This is a genomic window from Enterobacter sp. MGH 37, from assembly GCF_000534515.1.
GTDB lineage: Bacteria > Pseudomonadota > Gammaproteobacteria > Enterobacterales > Enterobacteriaceae > Enterobacter > Enterobacter kobei.
In genome coordinates this window covers 2,015,233-2,031,360 of record NZ_KI973206.1, presented here as the reverse complement: position 1 = coordinate 2,031,360, position 16,128 = coordinate 2,015,233, and the positions used below count along the sequence as shown (strand labels likewise).

Annotated in this window: 15 protein-coding genes; 3 read left to right on the top strand and 12 right to left on the bottom strand. The window is 54.9% G+C overall.

Features of this window, described 5'->3' with window-relative positions; all coding sequences use genetic code 11:
- The first annotated feature begins 132 nt into the window (after positions 1 to 132).
- The 3 genes from coaE to yacG are packed head-to-tail and all read left to right on the top strand — an operon-like array spanning position 133 to position 1,700.
- On the top strand, positions 133 to 753 hold the full coding sequence (coaE, locus tag L383_RS01705; protein WP_023332085.1) for a dephospho-CoA kinase: 621 nt from the start codon (positions 133 to 135) through the stop codon (positions 751 to 753).
- On the top strand, positions 753 to 1,496 hold the full coding sequence (zapD, locus tag L383_RS01710; protein ID WP_014882553.1) for a cell division protein ZapD: 744 nt from the start codon (positions 753 to 755) through the stop codon (positions 1,494 to 1,496). The genes coaE and zapD overlap by 1 nt, the downstream gene beginning before the upstream one ends.
- Positions 1,497 to 1,505: 9 nt before the next feature.
- Entirely contained in the window at positions 1,506 to 1,700 is a 195-nt protein-coding gene (gene yacG / locus L383_RS01715) for a DNA gyrase inhibitor YacG (protein WP_014882552.1), read from the top strand.
- A 33-nt stretch (positions 1,701 to 1,733) separates the two neighbouring features.
- On the opposite strand, the gene mutT is transcribed toward yacG, so the two are convergent.
- From mutT to murD, 12 genes are all read right to left on the bottom strand, one after another.
- A complete protein-coding gene (gene mutT, locus L383_RS01720) occupies positions 1,734 to 2,126 on the bottom strand; it encodes an 8-oxo-dGTP diphosphatase MutT (RefSeq protein WP_014882551.1) in 393 nt (130 codons plus the stop codon).
- A gap of 57 nt (positions 2,127 to 2,183) precedes the next feature.
- A complete protein-coding gene (secA, locus tag L383_RS01725; RefSeq protein ID WP_014882550.1) occupies positions 2,184 to 4,889 on the bottom strand; it encodes a preprotein translocase subunit SecA in 2,706 nt (901 codons plus the stop codon).
- 58 nt (positions 4,890 to 4,947) lie between these two features.
- Complete coding sequence (secM, locus tag L383_RS01730; protein ID WP_072169721.1) at positions 4,948 to 5,451, bottom strand: secA translation cis-regulator SecM; 504 nt, start codon at positions 5,449 to 5,451, stop codon at positions 4,948 to 4,950.
- A gap of 279 nt (positions 5,452 to 5,730) precedes the next feature.
- Complete coding sequence (gene lpxC / locus L383_RS01735) at positions 5,731 to 6,648, bottom strand: UDP-3-O-acyl-N-acetylglucosamine deacetylase (protein WP_014882548.1); 918 nt, start codon at positions 6,646 to 6,648, stop codon at positions 5,731 to 5,733.
- Between the two features lie 101 nt (positions 6,649 to 6,749).
- Positions 6,750 to 7,901, bottom strand: a complete 1,152-nt coding sequence (gene ftsZ / locus L383_RS01740; protein ID WP_008501978.1) for a cell division protein FtsZ — start codon at positions 7,899 to 7,901, stop codon at positions 6,750 to 6,752.
- Positions 7,902 to 7,964: 63 nt separating this feature from the next.
- Positions 7,965 to 9,221, bottom strand: a complete 1,257-nt coding sequence (gene ftsA, locus L383_RS01745) for a cell division protein FtsA (RefSeq protein WP_006173845.1) — start codon at positions 9,219 to 9,221, stop codon at positions 7,965 to 7,967.
- Complete coding sequence (gene ftsQ, locus L383_RS01750) at positions 9,218 to 10,060, bottom strand: cell division protein FtsQ (protein WP_014882547.1); 843 nt, start codon at positions 10,058 to 10,060, stop codon at positions 9,218 to 9,220. Before ftsQ ends, ftsA begins: the two co-directional genes overlap by 4 nt.
- A gap of 1 nt (position 10,061) precedes the next feature.
- Positions 10,062 to 10,982 carry a D-alanine--D-alanine ligase gene (locus tag L383_RS01755; RefSeq protein ID WP_023332083.1) on the bottom strand — a complete coding sequence of 307 codons (921 nt, stop codon included), beginning with the start codon at positions 10,980 to 10,982 and terminating at the stop codon, positions 10,062 to 10,064.
- Positions 10,975 to 12,450, bottom strand: coding sequence for a UDP-N-acetylmuramate--L-alanine ligase (murC, locus tag L383_RS01760; RefSeq protein ID WP_014882545.1), 1,476 nt, complete (start codon positions 12,448 to 12,450; stop codon positions 10,975 to 10,977). Before murC ends, L383_RS01755 begins: the two co-directional genes overlap by 8 nt.
- 56 nt (positions 12,451 to 12,506) lie before the next feature.
- Positions 12,507 to 13,571: an undecaprenyldiphospho-muramoylpentapeptide beta-N-acetylglucosaminyltransferase gene (gene murG / locus L383_RS01765; RefSeq protein ID WP_014882544.1), complete on the bottom strand. Its 1,065-nt coding sequence runs from the start codon at positions 13,569 to 13,571 to the stop codon at positions 12,507 to 12,509.
- A complete protein-coding gene (gene ftsW / locus L383_RS01770) occupies positions 13,568 to 14,812 on the bottom strand; it encodes a cell division protein FtsW (RefSeq protein ID WP_014882543.1) in 1,245 nt (414 codons plus the stop codon). Before ftsW ends, murG begins: the two co-directional genes overlap by 4 nt.
- The gene (murD, locus tag L383_RS01775; RefSeq protein ID WP_023332082.1) at positions 14,812 to 16,128 is read right to left on the bottom strand and encodes a UDP-N-acetylmuramoyl-L-alanine--D-glutamate ligase; all 1,317 of its coding nucleotides are present in this window, start codon (positions 16,126 to 16,128) and stop codon (positions 14,812 to 14,814) included. The genes ftsW and murD overlap by 1 nt, the downstream gene beginning before the upstream one ends.

Below are 16,128 nucleotides of genomic sequence, written 5' to 3'. Positions count from 1 at the left end.
CTCTTTTTTTACGCTACAATCCTATAAATTTACCTGGTAAAAAGCCGGTAAACAGGGCTAAACAGTGGCTGAAGCACGTTTGAAATTTAACCAACTGATTTTAATAATGAATAATTCCCAGGATTTGATTTAATGGGGTATATCGTCGCATTAACCGGCGGCATCGGTAGTGGCAAAAGTACCGTTGCGGACGCATTTTCTCGTCTGGGTATCACGATTATTGATGCCGATATCATTGCCCGTCAGGTGGTAGAGCCCAATACACCCGCGCTAAAAGCCATCGAAAACCATTTTGGTCCGGCAATTATCAGTGCAGATGGCACGCTAAATCGCCGCAAGCTACGCGAATGCATTTTTTCCGATTCTGCGGAAAAACTCTGGCTTAATGCCCTGCTCCACCCCATTATCCACCAGGAAACTCAGCGTCAAATTGCCGCAGCCCGCTCGCCGTATGTTCTGTGGGTGGTTCCGCTGCTGGTAGAGAATCAGCTGCACAATAAAGCCGATCGGGTGCTGGTCATTGATGTCTCGCCTGAAACGCAAATCCAGCGCACCGTGACGCGCGATCGTGTCTCGCGCGAACAGGCTGAACAAATTCTTGCCGCTCAGGCCACGCGCGCTCAGCGCCTTGCCGTTGCGGATGATGTTATTGATAATAACGGCGCACCAGATGCCATTGCATCGGATGTTGCCCGCCTGCATGCGCAGTATTTGGCGTTCGCCGCGCAGGCCGTTGCACAGGAAAAACCATAATGTCGACCCACATCCTTTTTGAGCATCCGCTCAACGAAAAAATGCGTACCTGGCTGCGTATCGAATTTCTGATTCAACAACTTTCACAACATTTGCCCGTCAGCGATCATGCCACTGCGTTGCACTTCTTCCGCAACGTGGGGGATCTGCTGGATGTCATTGAGCGGGGCGACGTCCGCACAGAGCTTCTGAAAGAACTGGAGCGCCAGCAGCGTAAATTACAGGCCTGGGCCGAAGTGCCGGGCGTGGATCAGAGCCGCATTGATTCACTTCGTCAGCAGCTTAAAAACAGCAGCAGTACGCTGATGGCCGCACCTCGTGTCGGGCAATTTTTGCGAGAAGATCGCCTGATCGGCCTGGTGCGCCAGCGCCTGAGTATTCCTGGTGGCTGCTGTAGTTTCGACCTGCCAACGCTGCATATGTGGCTGCATATGCCGCAAGCACAGCGTGATGCGCAGGTGAACAGCTGGCTGGAAAGTCTCGCCCCCATGCACCAGACGCTGTCGCTAATTCTCGACCTCATCCGTAACTCGGCGCCGTTCCGCAAGCAAACCAGCCTGAACGGTTTCTATCAGGATAACGGCGATGATGCCGATCTTCTGCGTCTGAATTTATCGCTCGGCGAGCAGCTTTACCCACAGATTTCCGGGCATAAGAGTCGTTTTGCGATCCGCTTTATGCCTCTGGACAGCGAGAATGGCACCGTGCCGGAACGCCTCGATTTTGAACTGGCCTGTTGTTAAGGAGTGCCGATGTCTGAAGTGACCACCGTAAACTGCCCCACCTGCGGTAAAACCGTTGTATGGGGCGAAATGAGTCCGTTCCGTCCATTCTGCTGCAAGCGCTGTCAGTTAATTGACCTTGGAGAATGGGCGGCGGAAGAGAAACGCATTCCGAGCAAAGGCGATCTCTCGGACAGCGATGACTGGAGTGAAGAGCAGCAATAGCTTTAAAGCCTGCTGGCGCTTCGCTTAGCAGGCCTACAGGTCGTCCGTCAGTCGGGATATGACGGGCGCATTTGCCGGTGGGAATTTATCGGCATCACTGGCCTGAAGCTCCACCCAGTTACCGGGTTGCCCCTCTTTTCCCCAGGGGTCGCCTTCCCAGTTTTCGACCAGCCAGAACCAAAGCGTGATGTGCCTGTCCGGAAACTGGTATTCGAGCTTATCGAACAGCGTTGCGCCAACTGGCGTAATTCCTACTTCTTCCTGAAGCTCACGCACCAGCGCCTCTTCCGGCGTCTCCCCTGATTCGATTTTTCCACCGGGAAACTCCCATTTGTTCGCCATATGGGCATCGGCAGCGCGCTGGGTAATGAAGATCTGGTTTTGCGGGTTGCGAATAATCCCGACGGCAATTTGCAGTATTTTCATATTGTCACTTCCATAAAAAAGGCGCAGATATCTGCGCCTTTTCATTGTCTTATGAACTTAGCTCAGACGGCCGTGGCAGGCCTTATATTTTTTACCGGAACCACACGGGCACGGATCGTTACGACCCACTTTACGATCGCCAGTCTGCGCGGCGATCGCCGCTGCAGCTTCGCTCTCGTCAGTCTGGTGGCTCAGCTGTTGCATCTGCGCCAGACGCTCAGCTTCTTCACGACGCTGTTGTTCCATCGCTTCCACTTCTTCCGGCATACGTACCTGGACTTTGCTCAGGGTGCTGATCACTTCATACTTCAGCGACTCCAGCATAGACGCAAACATGGAGAAAGATTCACGCTTGTACTCCTGCTTCGGATCTTTCTGCGCATAGCCACGCAGGTGAATACCCTGGCGCAGGTAGTCCATTGCCGCCAGGTGCTCTTTCCAGAGGGAGTCCAGCGTCTGCAGCATCACACCTTTTTCGAAGTGACGCATCATCTCAGCGCCAACCACTTCTTCCTTACGCTTATAAACGTCCAGCGCGGTTTCAAAGATACGTTCGCGCAGCGTCTCTTCGTGCAGCTCAGGCTCTTTGTCCAGCCACTCTTTGATAGGCAGATCGAGGTCAAAGTCGTTCTTCAGACGTTCCTGCAGGCCTTCGATATCCCACATCTCTTCCAGAGACTGCGGTGGAATATGCCCGTCAATGGTCGCTTTGAACACATCTTCGCGAATGCTGTTGATGGTTTCGCTCACGTCGGACACGTCCAGCAGTTCGTTACGCTGGGTGTAGATCGCACGACGCTGATCGTTCGCGACGTCATCATACTCCAGCAGCTGCTTACGAATATCAAAGTTGCGGCTTTCCACTTTACGCTGCGCGTTGGCAATCGCTTTAGTGACCCACGGGTGCTCGATGGCTTCGCCTGGTTTCATGCCCAGTTTACGCATCATGCCGGACACGCGGTCGGAGGCGAAAATACGCATCAGCGCATCTTCCATAGACAGGTAGAAGCGAGAAGAACCGGCATCCCCCTGACGGCCCGCACGGCCACGCAGCTGGTTGTCGATACGACGAGATTCGTGACGCTCGGTACCAATAATGTGCAAACCACCGGAAGCCAGAACCGCGTCGTGACGTACCTGCCAGTCGGCTTTGATTTGTGCAATCTGTTCTGGCGTTGGGTTTTCCAGCTCAGCAACCTCAGCCTGCCAGCTACCGCCCAGCATAATATCGGTACCACGACCCGCCATGTTGGTAGCGATGGTCACGGCAGCCGGATAACCCGCCTGAGCAACGATATCCGCTTCTTTAGCATGGAACTTGGCGTTCAGAACGTTGTGTTTAATGCCTGCTTTCGTCAGCTCATTGGAAACCACTTCAGATTTCTCGATGGAGATGGTCCCCACCAGAACCGGCTGCCCATTGGCAGTACGGTCGCGAATATCTTCGATGATTGCCTGAATTTTTTCCGCTTCGGTCATGTACACCAGGTCCGGCATATCCTTACGGATCATTGGACGGTTGGTTGGAACGACAACGGTATCCAGCTTGTAGATGGAACTGAATTCAAACGCTTCGGTATCAGCAGTACCGGTCATGCCCGCCAGCTTCTCGTACAGACGGAAGTAGTTCTGGAAGGTGATGGACGCCAGGGTCTGGTTTTCATTCTGAATATCCACACCTTCTTTGGCTTCCACAGCCTGGTGCAGACCGTCAGACCAGCGACGTCCCTGCATGGTACGGCCGGTGTGTTCATCGACGATGATGACTTCGCCGTCTTTCACAATGTAGTCGACGTCACGGGTGAACAGCGCGTGGGCGCGCAGTGCAGCCGTTACGTGGTGCATCAGCATGATGTTGCTCGGAGAGTACAGGGACTCCCCCTCTTCCATAATGCCTTCAGCGACCAGCAGCTCTTCAATTTTCACCAGACCGCGCTCGGTCAGGTTCACCTGGCGCGCTTTTTCATCAACGGAGAAGTGACCTTCACCCTGGAAGGTGTCGGAGTCTTCTTTCTCCTGACGCAGCAGGTGCGGAATGATTTTGTCGACTTTGCGGTACATCTCAGAGCTGTCTTCGGCAGGGCCGGAGATGATCAGCGGGGTACGCGCTTCATCGATCAGGATGGAGTCCACCTCATCCACCAGCGCGTAGTGCAGTTTACGCTGGACGCGCTCTTCAGGGCTGAAGGCCATGTTGTCACGCAGGTAGTCGAAGCCGTATTCGTTGTTGGTGCCGTAGGTGATGTCCGCGTTATACGCTTCACGCTTGGCTGGCGCAGGCAGGCCGGACATGTTGATGCCGACCGTCATGCCGAGGAATTCGAACAGTGGACGGTTGTTTTCGGCGTCACGCTGGGCCAGATAGTCGTTGACGGTAACCACGTGAACGCCTTTACCGGTCAGCGCGTTCAGGTAAGCCGGCAGCGTTGCGGTCAGGGTTTTACCTTCACCAGTACGCATTTCCGCGATGCAGCGCTCGTTAAGCACCATACCACCCAGCAGCTGAACGTCGAAGTGACGCATGCCAAACACACGTTTACTCGCTTCACGCACTACGGCGAAGGCTTCCGGGATCAGGCTTTCTAAGGTTTCCCCTTTTTCCAGACGCGCGCGGAATTCCACGGTTTTTGCTTTCAGCTCGTCATCGGAGAGCTTCTCCATCGCCGGTTCCATACCGTTGATGACAGCGACAGCTTTGCGCATACGGCGCAGTGTACGATCGTTACGACTACCAAAAACTTTAGTTAATAATTTGATTAGCATAATAAATTCTCAAACGCCCCATCGTGGGCAGATAAATTAAGGTATTGAAAAAGTTAATTTAGCTGAGGCGTTGCGGCCCGGCGCGGATGCCGTGGGCCTGGCTAATCCAGGTTGATACAGAGAATGAGACTGGCGGAGCGAGCACAGTTTGCGCCGTCTGGCGAACCATGACCGGCGGCTGGCCGTCCTGCGTGAGCAACGCGTTGAGCGTATCCAGCAGGGCAAGGTGCTGTGCCTGTACCGGCAACGTCTCTTCGGCAACAGGCATTGTCTGCGGCGCCATCGCAAATGACAGATGACGAATGACCGTGCGGATAGCGTGCTGGTGCCAGTAATCAACGGAGAAATTCGGGCGACGACTGGCTTCAAGCCACGCGAGGTTAGTAAAGTTAACCCGCGTGTTGAGATCGTGTTTGGTTGTGGAGGTTTTCGCTGGCGTCGCCGCTTCGGCACTGTTGCTGAGCGCAGGCAAGCCGAGACTCGCCGCGACCATCCCCAATAAGAGATGCGGCCAGAAGTATCGTCTGCCAAATTGTCGCCAGCGCGTCAGTATTCCGCTCACTTGCTCCACCACATAAGCCCGCCAGTTACAGGCTAAATTCAGTTATTTTTTTTAAGCGCCCAGATATTACCACTAATGCCGCTACACAACAGCAGGAATGAGGCATCGTTGCAGGGAAAAACGGTCAAGAATGCAGCTAACGCACACATTTTCTGCGCAATACAAACAAGAGAGAATGCTGAGGCAAACGAAGACGGGTAAAAATAAAAACGACTGGTATTCCTGGTCGGAGAGAGTACCAGGTTAACCAGTCGATTTTTTACGAAACGGTGTGAACCGTTAAGCCAGAACCGTGCTTGGTGCTTTGAAGGCCAGCGGCAGTTCCGCTTCGTCTTCAAAGGTCACATATTCCCAGGCTTCCTGTTTTGCCAGGACTGCCTGCAACAGTTTGTTGTTCAGTGCATGACCGGATTTAAACGCGGTGAATGCACCAATGATGTTATGACCACACATAAACAGGTCGCCGATCGCATCCAGCATTTTGTGACGCACGAATTCGTCTTCAAAACGCAGGCCGTCTTCGTTCAGTACGCGATAATCGTCAACAACGATGGCACAATCGAAGCTGCCGCCCAGGCACAAGCCGCGGGACTGCAGATATTCGATATCACGCATGAAGCCAAACGTACGTGCGCGGCTAATCTGGCGCATAAACGCATCAGCAGAGAAGTTCATCGCATAGCGTTGGGTGCTGGCATCAATCGCCGGATGGTTAAAGTCGATGGTAAAGTCCAACGAGAAACCATTGTACGGTTTGAATTCAGCCCACTTGTCGCCATCTTCGACACGAACGGTCTCTTTGATGCGAACAAATTTCTTCGCGCAGTTCAGTTCTTCGATGCCGGCATCCAGCAACAGATAAACGAACGGAGCAGCACTGCCATCCATAATCGGGATTTCTGGCGCATCGACTTCAACCATAATGTTGTCGATACCCAGACCCGCCAGGGCGGCGTTCAAGTGCTCTACGGTAGAAATCCGCACGTCATGCTCGTTCACCAGACAAGTACAGAGCATAGTATCACGCACAGATTTGGCATCGGCCGGAAAATCTACCGGTGGATTCAAGTCGGTGCGACGATAGATGACCCCGGTATTGGCCGGCGCAGGGCGTAACGTCAGTGTGACTTTCTTGCCGGTATGTAAACCGACACCCGTCGCCTGAACGATACGTTTAAGTGTCCTTTGTTTGATCATCGTATAATCTCGCCAAATTAACTATCCAACCGAAAGTGTATATCACTAACGGTGGGCCAGTTTAGCACAAAGAGCGCAAATCCCCAAATTCCAGCCAATTCTTAGTCAGCTTGCTTACGCAGGAACGCCGGGATATCCAGATAATCTGGCTCTTTCGCCGTTTGCGGCGTTGGGTCGTTCACCACTTTCGCGGCCGGTTTCTGCTCTTGAGTCAGAGGAGACATACCGTGCTGCTGGTAACGATCCATTACCGGTTGCTGAGTCTGTTTGTTGGTCACCAGGGTGATCTCAGGACGCTTGTCCATACCGATACCGGTGGCAACAACAGTTACACGCAGCTCGTCGTTCATTTCCGGGTCGAGAGACGTACCAATTACCACGGTGGCATTGTCAGAGGCGAACGCACGGATAGTGTTACCCACGGTTTCGAACTCATCCAGACGCAGGTCAAAGCCAGCGGTAATGTTGACCAGCACGCCGCGCGCACCAGACAGGTCGATATCTTCCAGCAGTGGAGAAGAGATAGCCATTTCAGCCGCTTCTTCTGCACGGTCTTCACCGCTTGCCACGCCAGAGCCCATCATCGCGTAGCCCATTTCGGACATCACGGTACGAACGTCTGCAAAGTCAACGTTCATCAGGCCAGGACGGGTAATCAGTTCGGCGATACCCTGAACCGCGCCTTTCAGCACGTCGTTTGCCGCGCCGAAGGCGTCCAGCAGGGAGATACCGCGACCCAGAACTTTCAACAGTTTGTCGTTCGGGATGGTGATCAGTGAGTCCACATGCTTGGACAGTTCGGTGATACCCTGCTCCGCGAAAGCCATACGCTTCTTGCCTTCAAAGTTGAAAGGCTTGGTCACGACAGCAACGGTCAGGATACCTAAATCTTTAGCGACTTCTGCGACAACAGGTGCTGCACCGGTACCCGTACCGCCGCCCATACCTGCTGCGATGAAGACCATGTCCGCACCTTCCAGTGCAGCACGCAGGGCTTCACGATCTTCTTCAGCCGCGTTGCGACCGACTTCCGGGTTTGCCCCAGCGCCCAGCCCTTTGGTGATGCCACCGCCGATCTGGATAGTCTGGCCAACTGCTGTTTTACGCAGTGCCTGCGCATCGGTGTTAACTGCAAAGAATTCAACACCTTCAATGCGTTCACGCACCATATGCTCTACGGCGTTACCGCCGCCGCCACCGACGCCGATGACTTTAATCACCGCGTCGTTGGTCAGTTCCATAGGTTCAAACATAATTTCTCTCTCCGTTGTGCCTGTCGCCCGAGACCGCTAATTCTCTCCGGTCTCTTAAAAAAATTAAAACTCTTTTCGCAGCCAGTTGTTCAGTCGTTTGACCCACGACCCCACTGAAACGCGTTTTTCCACTTCTGCTTCACCACTGAGATGAGATTCCTTCCCGTAGTGGAGCAGGCCCACAGCCGTCGAATAGTACGGCTCCTGAGCATAATCCGTTAAACCGGTAATATTCAGCGGCGCACCAATACGCACCTGCGTATGGAACACGCGCTGAGCGCAGGCCGCAAGACCTTCAATTTGCGCTGCCCCGCCGGTTAATACAATCCCCGCCGCGAGATGATGTTTCACACCTTGCTGACGAAGCTGTTCCTGTAACTGTAAAATCTCTTCGTTGACCAGGTTGAGCAGCTCGGTATAACGCGGCTCAATCACCTCTGCCAGCGTCTGACGTTGCAGGCTGCGCGGCGGACGACCGCCCACGCTCGGCACTTCAACGCTCTCATCTTTGCCAACAATTGAACCCAGCGCACAGCCGTGGCGCACTTTAATCGCTTCTGCATCGCTCGGTGGCGTACCAAAAGCGTATGCGATATCGCTGGTCACAACGTTCCCGGCATAAGGGATCACTTTGGTGTGGCGCAGCGCACCGCCTGTATAGACAGCCATGTCCATTGTACCACCACCAATATCGACCACACAGACACCGAGTTCACGTTCGTCTTCGGTCAGCACGGAATAACTTGCCGCCAGACCGGCGAAAATAAGTTGGTCAACTTTCAGGCCACAACGTTCAACGGCTTTTACAATGTTCTTTGCCATATCGTTGTGACATGTGATCAGGTGCACTTTTGCCTGCATACGCACGCCAGACAGACCGACCGGGTTTTTGATCCCTTCCTGATAGTCGATCGCATATTCCTGCGGGATCACGTGCAGTACACGATGTTCATCGCGCACGCGCACGGACTTCGCCGTATGCACCACGTTTTCAACGTCTTCCTGCGTCACTTCTTCTTCGGAAATCGGCACCATACCGATTTCGTTCTGGCAGCTGATGTGCTTGCCAGAAAGGGCCAGATAGACAGAAGAAATCTGGCAATCCGCCATTAATTCAGCCTGATCGATGGCGCGCTGCACGCATTTCACCACCGACTCAAGGTCATTTACCCCACCTTTATCCATACCACGGGACGGGCAACTGCCCACGCCAATGATATTGACCATACCGTCGGGCAGAACTTCCCCTACTAAAGCGGCAACCTTAGCGGTGCCAATCTCCAGTCCAACTACCAGTTTTCTGTCCGTCGCCTTGATCATTGTTGTTCTGCCTGTACCTGTGCCTGATTCTGTTGCTGATTAGGTTCCTCGACCGGAGCCGGCTCCCAACCGACTGCTGCGCCTGAGTCATAGCGCAAATCAACGTAGCTTATCCGTTTGCCGTCCGTCTGCGCCTGCTGCTGTAAAACCGGGTAAAGTTCTACAAAACGCGCCAGACGTTTCATTGTGTCGCCGCGCCCCAGGTTGAGCTTAATGCCGTTCGTCAACGTAAGCTGCCAGGAGCGGCGCGCCGTCATTGCAGCATCTTTTAACGTAAACCTGTCCTTCGCCAGCACCTGACCCATTTCACGAAAACCCTGCAAGACTTCGTTTTCGCTACCTTCAGGGCCATACAACATCGGTAAATTTTGCTTGTTGACACGATCGGATGGGACGCTGAAGGAATTTCCGTCTACGTCAACCATGTGCTGATCATTCCAACGCGCAATGGGCACATATTCAACCAGATGAATCTTCAATTCATCAGGCCATTGCTTTCTGACACTCGCCTGTTTTATCCAGGGCAGACGTTCAATCTGACTCTGAATAATATTGACGTCCTGAGTCATAAAGGTGCCGGGCGATCCCAGCGCCAGAATTGACTGGCGAATATCATCGTTACGCGTGTAGTGACGCTCGCCGGTCACCACCAGCTTTGACAGAGGCAACCGCTGCGCATCTTCCATCCAGCCCAGCACCATCCAGCCGCTGATAAACACGGTGCACAGCACCCCGAGCAGGAAAATAATCCCTGCAAGACGCGTTCCATTACTCCGGCGTGAAGAAGCATATTCTTCTTCGTCATCGCGGTTGCGCGTGTTCAATGCAGCCTGAGACATATCAGCCCGCCTGGTCCAGAATACATACGACTAACTGAGAGAAGCTCATTCCTGCCTGACGCGCAGCCATCGGCACAAGGCTATGGCTGGTCATTCCCGGAGAGGTATTGGCTTCCAGCAGGTAAAATTGCCCGTCACTGTCCTGCATCACATCAATGCGTCCCCAGCCGCGACACCCGAGAATATTCCAGGCTTTAAGCACCAGGGACTGTAAATCCGCTTCACGCTCAGCTTCCAGACCACAAGGGCAGAAATATTGCGTCTCATCAGAGAGATACTTCGCCTCATAATCATAGAAGACTCCGGCGGGTTGGATGCGAATTGACGGTAAAATTTCTTCGCCAAGCATCGCGACGGTAAATTCCGGCCCGCTGAGCCATTTTTCAATCAGAACTTCTTCATCGTGTTGAAATGCCAATGCTAAAGCCGACGCTAAATCTTCAGCTTTATCGACTTTTGACATTCCTACGCTCGACCCTTCCCGGCTCGGCTTTACAATAACCGGTAAGCCCAGTGCCGCAATGCGTGTATTAACGCTGTCAGACAGGCCCAATTCAAATTCGCGACGCGTCAGCGCCACCCACGGTGCAACCGGTAGCCCCGCGCCCTGCCACAGTAACTTACTGCGCAGTTTATCCATAGAGATGGCAGACGCCATCACGCCGCTGCCGGTGTACGGCATGCCGATCAACTCCAGAAGCCCCTGCAGGGTTCCGTCTTCTCCGCCACGGCCATGTAATGCGATAAAGACTTTATCGAAGCCCATTGCTTTTAACTGCGTCACGTCGACCTCTTTTGGATCGACCAGGTGCGCATTGACGCCCCCTTCACGCAGACCCGCCAGTACGGCAGCGCCGGAATTCAGAGAAACCTCGCGCTCGGCGGACGTGCCGCCAGACAGGACAGCAATCTTATCAGCCATGATGCTCATCCTCCTGAGTTTGCGGCTTCAGTTTGATTTCAGCTAAGGTACGGGCGATTTTGCCGATATTTCCCGCACCCTGAATCAGAATCAGATCGTTACCGGTCAGCACCGGTGCCAGAATTTCCGCCACCTGTACCGGGTCAGAAACCAAAATAGGGTCAACTTTACCGCGTCCGCGAATCGTGCGACACAAAGAACGACTGTCAGCCCCCGGAATCGGAGTTTCGCCCGCTGCATAAACATCCAGCATCAGCAGCGTATCCACCTGCGACAGTACGCTGGCGAAATCGTCATACAGATCGCGGGTGCGCGTATAGCGGTGCGGCTGGAAGATCATGACAAGATTTTTTTCAGGCCAGCCAGCGCGTGCAGCTTTGATGGTCGCGTCCACTTCGGTTGGATGGTGGCCGTAGTCATCCACCAGCATAGCGGTGCCGGCTTTACCGTTTACTGCCTCCAGCGGGAATTCGCCGAGGAAATCGAAACGACGTCCAGTGCCCTGGAAGCTTTCCAGCGCGCGCAGGATCGCTTCATCATCGATGCCTTCTTCTGTCGCCACCGCCACCGCCGCTGCGGCGTTGAGAGCGTTATGACGCCCTGGCGCATTCAGCGTAACGTGCAGCAGCTCTTTGTCCTGACGCGCCAGCGTGAAGTGCCCCTGCGCACCAACCTGTTTGTACTCTTCCACGCGAACGTCAGCATCCTCACTGAAGCCGTAAGTGGTGATTTGACGCCCCACTCGCGGCAGCAGTTCGCGGATGACCGGGTCATCCACACACATCACCGCGCGGCCATAAAACGGCAGGTTGTGCAGGAAGTTGATAAAGGTCTGCTTTAAATTCTCAAAGTCGCCCTGGTAGGTATCCATATGGTCGGCTTCGATATTGGTGACAATCGCCACCATCGGCTGCAGATGCAGGAACGACGCATCGCTCTCATCTGCTTCCGCAATCAGGTAACGGCTGTGACCCAGACGCGCGTGCACGCCTGCGGCTTTGACCAGACCGCCATTGACGAACGTCGGGTCGAGACCCGCTTCGGCATAAATACTGGACACCATCGCAGTCGTCGTGGTTTTACCGTGGGTCCCGGCAATCGCGATGCCGTGACGAAAACGCATCAGTTCCGCCAACATTTCAGCACGGCGGATCACCGGAATGCGCGCTTCATGCGCGGCAACGATTTCCGGGTTGTCAGAGGAGATAGCGCTCGATACCACCACCACGCTTGCATCGCGCACGTTTTCAGGGCGATGGTTGAAATAGATAGTCGCCCCAAGCGACGCCAGTTGCTGCGTAACAGGGTTTGGCGCCAGGTCAGACCCGCTGATCTGATAACCTTCGTTAGCTAACACTTCGGCAATACCGCCCATGCCAGCACCACCGATGCCAACAAAGTGAATGTGCCGGACGCGACGCATCTCGGGCACGATTGAACGCAGTTTTGCCAGTTGTTGTGTATTCATTCTCTAAACGCCATCGACTACTTAAAATTCGTGCAGCGCAACACGCGCTGCGAGGGTTAAGCCTGGGCTGCCAGGCTCACTTCTTTTGCCACCCGTTCAGTCGCATCCGGGATTGCCACCGCGCGCGCGCGTTGTGCCATCTCCAGCAATGCATCTCTGTTCCAGCCCGCCAGGGTAGTGGCGACCGCGTCGGCGGTAAATTGTGGCTGTTCAAATATCTTCGCCGCACCGGCTTTCTCAAGCGGCAGCGCGTTCCAGTACTGCTGTCGGTCTTTGTGCTGGAACGGGACAAACACCGCGGGCAAACCGGCGGCAGCGATTTCGCTTACCGTCAGTGCGCCAGAGCGGCAAACCACGACATCGGCCCAGGCATAGGCTGCAGCCATATCGTCAATAAATTCGGTCACTTTGTGCTGCGGCTGGCCTTCAGCGGCGTAAGCCTGCTCAACGGTCTGTTGCGCGCCTTTCCCGCTTTGATGCCAAATGGTCACGGCATCACCCAGCTTTGCAGCCACCTGCGGCATCGTCTGGTTTAAAATGCGTGCCCCTTGAGAGCCGCCCACAACCAGAACGCGTACCGGTCCTTCACGCCCCGTCAGGCGGGTGTCCGGCAGCGGCAGCGCCAGCACATCCACACGCACCGGGTTACCCACCACGTCCGCTTTCGGGAACGCACCGGGAAACGCCTGCATAACTTTGGTGGCGATTTTCGCCAGCCACTTGTTGGTCAGACCGGCAATACCGTTCTGCTCATGCAGTACGACGGGAATACCTAGTGACCACGCAGCCAACCCGCCTGGGCCAGAGACGTAGCCACCCATGCCCAGTACCACATCAGGCTTAAAACGCTTCATGATGGTGCGTGCCTGACGCCAGGCGTTAAAAATACGCACCGGAGACAGCAGCAGCGCCTTAAGACCTTTGCCACGAAGGCCGGAAATACGAATAAAGTCGATCTCAATACCGTGCTTCGGTACCAGATCGGCTTCCATGCGGTCTGCGGTTCCCAGCCAGCGTACCTGCCAGCCCTGCTCCATTAAATGGTGCGCAACCGCCAGCCCCGGGAACACATGTCCGCCGGTACCGCCTGCCATCACCATTAACCGCTTCGGTTGATTCATCGTGAACCTCGTGTAAACGCCTGGGCTTTCTCCAGACGCGTCTCATAATCTATGCGTAACAAAAACATAATGGCCGTCGACATGATCAACAGGCTCGAACCACCATAACTGATCAACGGCAACGTCAGACCTTTGGTCGGAAGCATACCCGCTGCGGCGCCGACGTTAACCAGTGCCTGGAAGCTAAACCAGATCCCAATTGAACAGGCTAAGAAACCTGAGAAGCGGTGATCGATCTCCAGCGCTTTTCGGCCAATCGACATGGCGCGGAAAGCGACGAAGAATACCATTAATAACGCCAATACCACACCGATATAACCCAGTTCTTCCCCAATAATGGAGAAGATGAAGTCAGTGTGCGCTTCCGGTAAATACTCCAGTTTCTGTACCGAGTTACCCAGCCCTTGCCCCCAGACCTCACCGCGGCCAAACGCCATCAGCGACTGCGTCAGCTGATAACCACTGCCGAACGGATCTTCCCATGGGTTCCAGAACGAGGTCACACGGCGGATACGGTAAGGCTCGGCGAGGATCAGCAGCACTACCGCTGAAATCCCCATTCCGATGATGGCGATGAACTGCCAAAGCTTGGCCCCTGCCAGGAAAAGCATCGCCAGCGTCGTGACAAACAGCACCACCACGGTACCGAGGTCAGGCTGCGCCAGCAGCAGGATCGCGAGCACCAGAATTACGCCCATCGGTTTTAAGAAGCCGCGAAGGTTATTACGCACTTCGTCGACCTTACGCACCAGGTAGTTCGCCAGGTAGCAGAACAGCGAAAGCTTGGTGAATTCCGCCGGCTGAATACGCAGCGGGCCAAACGCAATCCAGCGCGATGCCCCGTTAACGGAGCTCCCGACAACCAGTACGATCAGCAGCATGATAATTGACGCAATCAGCATCGCCGTACTGTGCCGCTGCCAGAACGCCATCGGCAGACGAAGCGTCACCAGCGCCAGACAGAACGCCAGAATGATGTACAGCCCGTCACGCTTGGCGAACAGGAAAGGATCGTTAGCCAGACGCTGTCCAACGGGCATCGAGGCCGAGGTCACCATGATAAAGCCGATCGCCGCCAGCCCCAGCGTAAGCCAGAACAGGGTGCGGTCGTACATAATCAGGCTATCGGAGTCTTTTTCCCGCGAAGCCATCACCCAGCCTTTCAGTGCCGCAAACAGCCACACCAGAATTCCAAATCCTGGCAGGCGCGGCATTTTCAGGCGAGGGAGAGATAAACGCATCAGCCTAACTCCTTCGCCAGGCGAGTAAAGATATCGCCACGCTGTTCGAAATTCTTAAACTGATCGAGACTCGCGCACGCTGGAGAGAGCAGCACCATATCCCCCGGCTTCACGCGCGGGGCGATCAGCCGCATCGCCTGTTCCATCGTTTCAGTTTGCTCGGCAATCTCCGGGCGTAATTCAGCCAGCTCGCTGCCGTCACGACCGAAACAGTACAGGCGGATGTTATCGCCTGAAAGGTACGGCTTCAGGGAGGAGAAATCAGCGGATTTGCCGTCACCGCCCAACAGCAGATGCAGGGTGCCGTCAACATGCAGACCGTTCAGCGCGGCCTCCGTACTTCCCACGTTGGTGGCTTTGGAGTCGTTAATCCAGCGCACGCCGTTGTGCTCCAGCGCCAGCTGGAAACGGTGCGCCAGACCGGAAAACGTGGTTAACGCTTTCAGGCTGGAAGAGCGCGGCAGGCCAACAGCATCCGCCAGCGCCAGTGCTGCCAGAGCATTTGTGTAGTTATGCTGGCCGGAGAGCTTCATCTCTTTCACGTTCAGCACTTTCTCACCTTTCACGCGCAGCCAGGTTTCACCCAACTGACGGTTCAGATGATAATCCCCCATGGTGATACCGAAGCTAATGCAGCGATCGTCCGCGCCGCGCACCGGCATGGTCAGCGCATCATCGGCGTTAACCACGCAGACTTTGGCATTTTCATACACGCGCAGCTTGGCGGCGCGGTACTGCTGAAGACCAAATGGATACCTGTCCATATGATCTTCGGTCACGTTAAGGATCGTCGCGGCAGCTGCGCGCAGGCTGGAGGTGGTTTCCAGCTGGAAGCTGGAAAGCTCAAGGACATACAGCTCGCAGCCTTTGTCCAGCAGCATCAGCGCGGGCAGACCGATATTACCGCCCACGCCGACGTTCATGCCTGCGGCTTTCGCCATTTCGCCCACCAGAGTGGTGACGGTGCTTTTACCATTAGAACCGGTAATCGCAATAACGGGCGCCTGCACTTCACGGCAGAACAGCTCGATATCACCGACAATCTCAACCCCCGCATCAGCCGCAGCGCTGAGTGAAGGGTGCGCCAGCGCCATCCCCGGGCTGGCGACAATCAGATCGGCGGCCAGCAGCCAGTCATCATTCAGACCACCAAGGTGGCGTTCAACCTGTTCCGGCAGCTTGTCCAGACCCGGCGGAGAGACACGCGTATCCATCACGCGCGGCGTCACGCCACGCGCAAGGAAAAAGTCCACGCAGGAAAGGCCGGTAAGGCCCAACCCGATGATAACGACTTTTTTGCCCTGGTAATCTGCCAT

Excerpts from the sequence above, each read along its gene's own strand:
- coaE (WP_023332085.1), top strand. The coding sequence starts at position 133 with ATGGGGTATATCGTCGCATTAACCGGCGGCATCGGTAGTGGCAAAAGT.
- zapD (WP_014882553.1), top strand. The coding sequence starts at position 753 with ATGTCGACCCACATCCTTTTTGAGCATCCGCTCAACGAAAAAATGCGT.
- yacG (WP_014882552.1), top strand. The coding sequence starts at position 1,506 with ATGTCTGAAGTGACCACCGTAAACTGCCCCACCTGCGGTAAAACCGTT.
- mutT (WP_014882551.1), bottom strand. The coding sequence starts at position 2,126 with ATGAAAATACTGCAAATTGCCGTCGGGATTATTCGCAACCCGCAAAAC.
- secA (WP_014882550.1), bottom strand. The coding sequence starts at position 4,889 with ATGCTAATCAAATTATTAACTAAAGTTTTTGGTAGTCGTAACGATCGT.
- lpxC (WP_014882548.1), bottom strand. The coding sequence starts at position 6,648 with ATGATCAAACAAAGGACACTTAAACGTATCGTTCAGGCGACGGGTGTC.
- ftsZ (WP_008501978.1), bottom strand. The coding sequence starts at position 7,901 with ATGTTTGAACCTATGGAACTGACCAACGACGCGGTGATTAAAGTCATC.
- ftsA (WP_006173845.1), bottom strand. The coding sequence starts at position 9,221 with ATGATCAAGGCGACGGACAGAAAACTGGTAGTTGGACTGGAGATTGGC.
- ftsQ (WP_014882547.1), bottom strand. The coding sequence starts at position 10,060 with ATGTCTCAGGCTGCATTGAACACGCGCAACCGCGATGACGAAGAAGAA.
- L383_RS01755 (WP_023332083.1), bottom strand. The coding sequence starts at position 10,982 with ATGGCTGATAAGATTGCTGTCCTGTCTGGCGGCACGTCCGCCGAGCGC.
- murC (WP_014882545.1), bottom strand. The coding sequence starts at position 12,450 with ATGAATACACAACAACTGGCAAAACTGCGTTCAATCGTGCCCGAGATG.
- murG (WP_014882544.1), bottom strand. The coding sequence starts at position 13,571 with ATGAATCAACCGAAGCGGTTAATGGTGATGGCAGGCGGTACCGGCGGA.
- ftsW (WP_014882543.1), bottom strand. The coding sequence starts at position 14,812 with ATGCGTTTATCTCTCCCTCGCCTGAAAATGCCGCGCCTGCCAGGATTT.
- murD (WP_023332082.1), bottom strand. The coding sequence starts at position 16,128 with ATGGCAGATTACCAGGGCAAAAAAGTCGTTATCATCGGGTTGGGCCTT.